We start from the raw sequence: 8199 nt of genomic DNA, 5'->3' as shown, positions 1-8199 counted from the left end.
CTTCCGTCCGCCTCGATATCCGCCGCATCGGCGCGATCAAGATCCGCGACGAGGTTGTCGGCAACCAGACCCGCGTGAAGGTGGTCAAGAACAAGGTGGCGCCGCCCTTCAAGGTGGTCGACTTCGACATCATGTATGGCGAGGGCGTGTCCAAGACCGGCGAACTGATCGACCTTGGCGTGAAGGCCAATGTGGTCGAGAAGTCGGGCTCCTGGCTCTCCTTCGACAGCCAGCGCATCGGTCAGGGCCGCGAGGCCGCCAAGACCTTCCTCAAGGAAAACCCTGAGGTTGCCAATCGGATTGAAGCCGCGATCAAGGCCAACACCGGCATCGTGGCGGCCGCCATCGACGCCGGCCCGGATGCGGGCGAGGCCGAAGACGCGGAGTAAGATTTCGCCCTGCTCAAACGCCGGTAAACCACGGCGCCAGAGTTAATTCTCCTCCATGGGCAAAGCCCCGGCAGCGGACCTCGCTGCCGGGGTTATTTTTTGCGCGATGCCGACGACGTGGCGCAGGCCTTGATCCCGGCCGCCCGTATCCTAAATGTCCTTTCATAGCCTGATTCCAGCCCGATCAAGGACTTAGCGGCGGTGTGAGCTGGAATAAGGATGGAATAAGGGTCGAATAAGCCGGACTAAGAGTCGCCTAAGCGCAAATAAGCAGTGGATAAGGCGGAGTAAGGTTGGAATAAGCCCAGCCAGGGGGCGGCAACGATCATCCTGCCGGCCCCGGCATCGCCACCAATTCCCTATCCGACCAAGGACTTAACCGGCCTGAGACCGGCTGGACAGGGGCGGGGCGGGACGTTAAGACAGGTCTCTTGCCGGATCCGGTCTATTGCTGAACGGGGGCCGGCTCATGACAATCTGTCCAGCAGCCTACAGGCGACCCGGCCAAGAGATCATCGGGTTGCCGCCGACCAGGGGTATGAATCGATGTCCTCCGCCAGCGATATCCGCCAGGCCTTCCTCGACTACTTTGCCGGCAACGGGCATAGCGTGGTCGAGTCCTCGCCGCTGGTGCCGCGCAACGACCCGACCCTGATGTTCACCAATGCCGGCATGGTGCAGTTCAAGAATGTCTTCACCGGCCAGGAGAAGCGCCCCTATACGCGCGCGGCCACCTCGCAGAAATGCGTGCGCGCCGGCGGCAAGCATAACGATCTGGATAACGTCGGCTATACCGCGCGGCATCACACCTTCTTCGAGATGCTCGGCAATTTCTCCTTCGGCGACTACTTCAAGGACGAGGCGATCCCGCTCGCCTGGAACCTGATCACCAAAGAATACGGCCTGGCCAAGGACAAGCTCTGGGTCACCGTCTATCACGACGACGATCAGGCCTTTAACATCTGGAAAAAGATCGGCGTGCCCGAGGATCGCATCGTGCGCATCGCCACCTCGGATAACTTCTGGGCCATGGGCGATACCGGCCCCTGCGGTCCCTGCTCGGAAATCTTCTACGACCACGGCGACAAGATCTGGGGCGGCCCGCCGGGCAGCCCGGAGGCCGATGGCGACCGCTATATCGAGATATGGAATCTCGTCTTCATGCAGTTCGAGCAGGTCACCAAGGAGCAGCGCATCGCGCTGCCCAAGCCCTCGATCGACACCGGCATGGGCCTGGAGCGCATCACCGCGGTGATGCAGGGCAAGCACGACAATTACGATATCGACCTGATGCGCGCGCTGATCGAGGCTTCGGCCGATGCCTCGCATGCCAGCGCCGATGGCGAGCACAAGGTGAGCCATCGCGTGGTGGCCGACCATCTGCGCTCCTCCTGCTTCCTGATCGCCGATGGCGTGCTGCCGTCAAACGAGGGCCGCGGCTATGTGCTGCGCCGGATCATGCGCCGCGCCATGCGCCATGCCCAGATGATGGGCTGCAAGGAACCGCTGATGCATCGCCTGGTGCCGACGCTGGTGTCGGAGATGGGCCGCGCCTATCCCGAACTCGGCCGCGCCGAGGCGCTGATCGCCGAGACGCTGAAGCTTGAAGAGACCCGCTTCAAGCAGACGCTGGATCGCGGCCTCAAGCTGCTCGATGAAGCGACATCCGGCATGAGCAAGGGCGACATGCTGCCGGGCGAGACCGCCTTCAAGCTGTATGACACCTTCGGCTTCCCGCTCGATCTGACGCAGGATGCGCTGCGGCCGCGCGGCATCAACGTCAATCTCGATGGTTTCCAGTCGGCCATGGCGGCGCAGAAGGCCGAGGCCCGCAAGGCCTGGGCCGGTTCGGGCGAAGCCGCGACCGAGAAGGTCTGGTTCGAGCTGCGCGAGGACAAGGGCGCCACCGAATTCCTCGGCTACGACACGCAAAGCGCCGAAGGCCGCATCGACGCCATCATCCTCGACGGCAAGCCTGTGACGGAAGCTGCGACCGGCACCGAAGTCGCCGTGCTGCTGAACCAGACGCCCTTCTATGGCGAGTCCGGCGGCCAGCAGGGCGATGCCGGCATCATCACCACGGCCGGCGGCGCCAAGGTCGAGATCAGCGACACCCAGAAGAAACTCGGCGCGCTGCATGCCCATCTGGGCAAGGTGGTCGCAGGCACGCTGAAGATCGACGACATGGCGATCCTCACCGTGGATGCCACGCGCCGGGCGGCGATTGCCTCCAACCATTCGGCCACGCATCTGCTGCATGCCGCGCTGCGCCGCAAGCTGGGCGATCATGTCACCCAGAAGGGCTCGCTGGTCTCGCCCGATCGCTTCCGCTTCGATATCAGCCACCCAAAGCCGATCAGCGCCGAAGAGGCATCGGCGGTGGAAGCCGAAGTCAACGCGATGATCCGCCAGAACGATGCCGTCACTACCCGGCTGATGACGCCGGATGAAGCCATCAAGGCCGGCGCCATGGCGCTGTTCGGCGAGAAGTATGGCGACGAGGTGCGCGTGCTCTCGATGGGCAAGCTGGACGACGGCAAGGATTACTCCGTCGAACTCTGCGGCGGCACCCATGTGAAGCGCACCGGCGACATCGCGCTGTTCAAGATCGTCAATGAAGGCGCCGTTGCTGCCGGCGTGCGCCGTATCGAGGCGCTGACCGGCGAGGCCGCGCGGCATTACTTCCTCGAACAGGAAGAAACCCTGCAGGCGGCGGCCGATGCGCTGAAGGCGCAGCCCAGGGACGTGCCGCAGCGCCTGGCGGCCTTGCTGGACGACCGCCGCAAGCTGGAGCGCGAACTGTCTGAACTGCGCAAGCAGCTCGCCACTGGTGGCGGCAGCGGCGGTCCGCAGGTGAAGGATCTCAACGGCGTGAAATTCGCCGCGCGCCAGCTCGACGGCGTGCCGGCCAAGGATCTGCGCGGCATGGTCGATGCCATGAAGAAGGATATCGGCTCCGGCGTTGTCGCGCTCACCTCGGTGGCCGATGGCAAGGTGGCGGTCGTCGTCGGTGTCAGTGCCGATCTCACGGCCAGGCTGAATGCCGCCGATCTGGTCAAGATCGCCACGCCGCTGATCGGCGGCCAGGGCGGTGGTGGCCGGCCCGACTTCGCCCAGGGCGGCGGTGCCGATCCGGCCGGTGCCGAAAAGGCGCTGGATGCGATTGCCGCCGAAATCGGCAAAGCCGCGTAACGCGACCGGCGGCCAGCGTGATGTCACAGACTGACTGGCGCCGGCGCTGCTTCGACCTGCTGAGCGATGATCGCCGCGATGCGTCGATCGGTCACCGGCTGATCTCGGCGCTGATCATCGTCAGTGTCTTTGCCTGTGCGGTCGCCATCATGCTGGTCACCGTGCCGGGCTTCGAGCCGCGCACCATCTTCTGGCTCGACCGCCTGCGCGAAGCCACCGATATCCTGTTCACCGCCGAATACCTGCTGCGCATCTGGATCGCGCCGGTCTATGCCCATGGCGGCCGGGTCAGCGCGGCGGCGATGCGGCGGCGCTATATGAGGTCCTTCCTCGGCGTCGTCGATCTGCTGGTGATCCTGCCCTTCTGGCTCAACCTGATCGTGCCGTTCCCGCACGACCTGTTCCTCGCCACCGAGATGTTCACCCTGTTCAAGCTGGCGCGCTATACGCCGGGCCTTACCCTGGTGGCGGCGGTGCTGCAGCGCGAGGCGCGCGGCCTCACCGCGGCGCTGGGTGCGGCGGGCGTGCTGCTGGTGGTGGCATCCTGCATCATGTACATGCTGGAGCACGACGCGCAGCCCGAGGTGTTCGGCTCGATCCCCAAGGCACTGTGGTGGGGCATCGTCACCGTCGGCTCGGTCGGCTATGGCGACATGATCCCGATCACGCCGCTGGGCAAGATCTTCAATGGCGTCATCATCCTGATCGGCGTCGGCACCATCGCCATTCCCGCCGGTCTGCTCGCGTCAGGATTCGCCGAGGAGATCAAGCGCCGCGAATTCATGGTCACCTGGCGCGCGGTGGCCTCCCTGCCGCTGTTCCACAATCTCGATGCCAGCTCGATTGCCGAGATCGCCAGCCTGCTGAAGGCCCAGGTGGTGCCGTCAGGCACCGCCATCGTGCGCAGGGACGAACGTGCCGAGGCGATGTTCTTCATCATGTCGGGTGAGGTGGAGGTGGAAATCCTGCCGCATCCAGTGGTGCTGGGACCGGGCCAGCATTTCGGCGAGATCGCGCTGCTGCGCCGCACTGACCGCACCGCCACGGTCAGTGCCATCACCGACTGTCGCCTGCTCGCGCTGGAGGTCACCGATTTCCAGCGCCTGCTGCATGTGCATCCCACCATCAAGGAGCATATCGATCGCCTGGCGGCGGAGCGGCTGGAACAAAGAAAAACGGCGGAGGGCTCTGCGCCCCCCGCCCTCTGACGACTGACAGTCGCCGCGGAAACCACAATTTCATACTCGCGTATTCTACCTGCATGGTAGCGCATGCAGTGCCCCCATGAATTCTCTTGTCAAAGCTGAAGTCGAGAGTCGGAATACCTGACGCTTCAACCAGGAGGGGACGGCATGACCAAGCGCTCGAAATCCAAAAGCAAACCGCAGCCGGAATTCATCAAGGACTGGGTGCGCATTCCCCTCATCGATGGCCCGCTGACGCCAGAGACGGTGGCGCGTTACGACGCCGAGACGAAGGCCTACTGGACGGCAGAACGCCGGGCCGCGGCGCTGCCGCTGCCGTTCCCCGCAGTATCCGAAGTGCAACTGCCGCCGGAACCGCTTGAATTCACCACTACACGGGTCGGCAATGTTTCGGTTGCGCCCTATCAGTCGATCGGGAAGACCTTCTTCAACAGCGGGCTCTCCACCAGCACATGCTCGGCGTCGCTGGTCGGCAGCTCGCTGCTGCTCACCGCCGCGCATTGCCTGTATGATCCCAAGACAGGAGGCTATGCGAGCCGGATTTCCTTCTCGCCGCAATATGCCAATGGTTCACCGCAGGGCAGTTGGACCGTGCTCGATTTCTTCCTGCCTCAGCAATTCTACAACAGCACGCCGACCGTCACACTGACGCAATACGACTATGGCTTCATGCGGTTGATCAACGCGACCAACCTGCCGGCGCTTCCGATCCTGTTCGGCGCGCCTGCTGCAGGCAGCAGCACAACCTCCATTGGCTACCCGGCGAAGGCGATCCAGGGTTACGATTTCGACGGTGACTATCAGTGGCAGTGTGTCGCCAATCTCTATCGCACAAGAACCACCCTGTTCATGAGCAACAACATGACCCAGGGCTGCAGCGGCGGCCCCTGGATCGTGGGTGGCCAGATCGTGGGCCTGAACAGCACGGGCAGTACTGACACGGTCAATGCGCCGATGTTCGACGCGCTGACCAAGACGATCTGCGATCAGGCGTCGGGGTTGAGCAAGGAATGGACATTCGATCTCAATCATTCTGGCCACAACGATGCCGTGGTGGCGATGGCCGAAGGCGTCGTGGTGGCCGGATCGGAGGGCTACATCTACGCCATCGACCAGGCGACCGGCGAGAGTCTGGGCTACAACCCCCTGGACGGCATGGGCAATAACGACATCCGTATTGCCCTGCGCCTAACGCCTTCGGGCAATTACGTGGTCTTTGTCGGCGTCAACGGCAATGTCTTGGCCCTGGATGTGAACGACATCGGCGGTCCGGTACTCTGGGGGCCGCTCGAACTGCCCACCACATCGGGGTCTCTGGTGAATGTCCTCTGGGACGGCACCAACCTATTCGCAGGCTGCGCTGGCCATGTCTACTGGATCGATCCCGACGCCGGCACACTGATCGACCAGAACAACCTTTCCTCGGTCGGCAGCGAGGAATGTCGCCTCACATCGGACGGCACCAGCCTGTTCGTCGGAACGGATTCAGCCGTGATCCGCATCGATCTTGGCACGTCGACCAACTCGACCTTCAGCACCATCGTTTGGACCGAGACCCTTTCCAAGGGCGACGATATCGTCAGCGTCGTCTACCTCAACGGCTACGTCTACGCCGGCAGTTACGGCTTCATTTATCAGTATGGCACCGACGGCACGCTCGGCGACACCAACGGCCTGTCCGGCATGGGCAACGACGAGGTGCGATTGGTTTCCGACGGCTACAAGATATATTTCGGCACCCATGGCTATACCGGGCAGATCGATCCGAACAACTTCACAGTTTGCGTCTGGTCGGACGAATTGCCAAAGGTGGGCCGCGACATTGTCGATATCGCGGTCCTGAACAACTACCTGTTTGTCGGCTGCGATGGCTATGCCTTCCAGTATTCTACCGCCGGCAATACGCCGCTCGCCAGCAACAACCTGAAGGGCTTTGGTTTTCATAATGTCTCGGTCGCTACCGATGGCTTCATGGTGGCCTGCGGTATCTGGGGCTGGGTCGTCGGCATGAACGCCTCCAATTTCACCGGCACGCTGATGTCCGAGGGCGAGGCGCTGGTGGCGGCGAAATAGCGCGGCGCAAAAAAAACGCCCCGGTTTTTGCCGGGGCGTTTCCATTCTGGAAGACGGTGCGGCTTACGCCAGCGCCTTCTTCAGATTCTCGTCGATCTTGTCCAGGAACTTCTGGGTGGTCAGCCAGGGCTGGTCCTTCGAGACCAGCATGGCCAGATCCTTGGTCATGAAGCCGGCTTCCACGGTGGAGATGCAAACCTTCTCCAGCGTATGGGCGAACTTGTCCAGCTCCGGGCTGTTGTCCAGCTTGGCGCGATGCATCAGGCCGCGCGTCCAGGCGAAGATCGAGGCGATCGGGTTGGTCGAGGTCTCGCGGCCGGCCTGGTGTTCGCGATAGTGACGCGTCACCGTGCCATGCGCGGCTTCGGCTTCCACCACCTTGCCGTCGGGAGTCATCAGCACGCTGGTCATCAGACCCAGCGAACCGAAGCCCTGCGCCACCACGTCGGACTGCACGTCGCCGTCGTAGTTCTTGCAGGCCCAGACGAACTTGCCCGACCACTTGATGGCGCAGGCCACCATGTCGTCGATCAGGCGGTGTTCGTAGGTGATGCCGGCGGCCTTGAACTTGCCGGCGAACTCCTGCTCGTAGACCTCTTCGAACAGATCCTTGAAGCGACCGTCATAGGCCTTGAGGATGGTGTTCTTGGTCGACAGGTACAGCGGCCAGCCGCGCACCAGCGAGTAGTTCATGCTGGCGCGGGCGAAGTCGCGGATCGAGTCATCGAGATTGTACATCGCCATGGCGACGCCGCTGCTCGGTGCCTTGAAGACTTCCTTCTCGATGATCTTGCCATCCTCGCCGACGAACTTGATCGTCAGCGTGCCCTTGCCGGGGAAGCGGAAGTCGGTGGCGCGATACTGGTCGCCGAAGGCATGGCGGCCGACCACGATCGGGTCGTTCCAGTGCGGCACCAGGCGCGGCACGTTCTTGCATATGATCGGCTCGCGGAAGATCGTGCCGCCCAGGATGTTGCGGATCGTGCCGTTGGGCGACTTCCACATTTCCTTCAGCTTGAACTCGGTCACGCGCTGCTCGTCCGGCGTGATGGTGGCGCATTTCACGCCGACGCCGTGCTTCAGGATCGCATGGGCGCTGTCGATGGTGACCTGGTCGTTGGTCTGGTCGCGGTATTCGACGCCGAGATCGTAGTAGAGCAGGTCCACATCCAGGTAGGGCAGGATCAGCTTTTCCTTGATGAACTTCCAGATGATGCGGGTCATCTCGTCGCCATCGAGCTCGACGACCGGATTTTTGACCTTGATTTTCGCCATTAATAACTCCCTCGCGACCACGGTTGCGTGTTGTGATTGGGTGGCCGGACCCTAGCAAACAGGGC

At 62.8% G+C, this 8199-nt stretch carries 4 protein-coding genes and 1 pseudogene; 4 read left to right on the top strand and 1 reads right to left on the bottom strand.

Going from position 1 to position 8199, the window contains the following annotated elements; genetic code table 11:
• From AAG799_RS21255 to AAG799_RS21240, 4 genes and pseudogenes are all read left to right on the top strand, one after another.
• Positions 1–389: pseudogene (locus AAG799_RS21255) on the top strand (DNA recombination/repair protein RecA); the annotation flags it as partial.
• Between the two features lie 546 nt (positions 390–935).
• On the top strand, positions 936–3581 hold the full coding sequence (gene alaS / locus AAG799_RS21250; protein WP_341898996.1) for an alanine--tRNA ligase: 2646 nt from the start codon (positions 936–938) through the stop codon (positions 3579–3581).
• 20 nt (positions 3582–3601) lie between these two features.
• On the top strand, positions 3602–4789 hold the full coding sequence (locus tag AAG799_RS21245; protein WP_341898994.1) for a cyclic nucleotide-gated ion channel: 1188 nt from the start codon (positions 3602–3604) through the stop codon (positions 4787–4789).
• 144 nt (positions 4790–4933) lie between these two features.
• Entirely contained in the window at positions 4934–6859 is a 1926-nt protein-coding gene (locus AAG799_RS21240; RefSeq protein WP_341898992.1) for a PQQ-binding-like beta-propeller repeat protein, read from the top strand.
• 63 nt (positions 6860–6922) lie between these two features.
• Here AAG799_RS21240 and AAG799_RS21235 read toward each other — a convergent pair whose 3' ends face one another.
• A complete protein-coding gene (locus AAG799_RS21235; RefSeq protein WP_341898990.1) occupies positions 6923–8134 on the bottom strand; it encodes an NADP-dependent isocitrate dehydrogenase in 1212 nt (403 codons plus the stop codon).
• Positions 8135–8199: the final 65 nt, after the last annotated feature.

The organism is Ferrovibrio terrae (assembly GCF_943371255.1).
Taxonomy (GTDB): Bacteria; Pseudomonadota; Alphaproteobacteria; order Ferrovibrionales; family Ferrovibrionaceae; genus Ferrovibrio; species Ferrovibrio terrae_B.
This window is presented reverse-complemented; position numbering and strand designations above follow the sequence as displayed.

What these genes read in the sequence shown, in the direction of transcription:
- AAG799_RS21245 (WP_341898994.1), top strand. Translation starts at nt 3,602, where the DNA reads ATGTCACAGACTGACTGGCGCCGGCGCTGCTTCGACCTGCTGAGCGAT.
- AAG799_RS21235 (WP_341898990.1), bottom strand. Translation starts at nt 8,134, where the DNA reads ATGGCGAAAATCAAGGTCAAAAATCCGGTCGTCGAGCTCGATGGCGAC.
- alaS (WP_341898996.1), top strand. Translation starts at nt 936, where the DNA reads ATGTCCTCCGCCAGCGATATCCGCCAGGCCTTCCTCGACTACTTTGCC.
- AAG799_RS21240 (WP_341898992.1), top strand. Translation starts at nt 4,934, where the DNA reads ATGACCAAGCGCTCGAAATCCAAAAGCAAACCGCAGCCGGAATTCATC.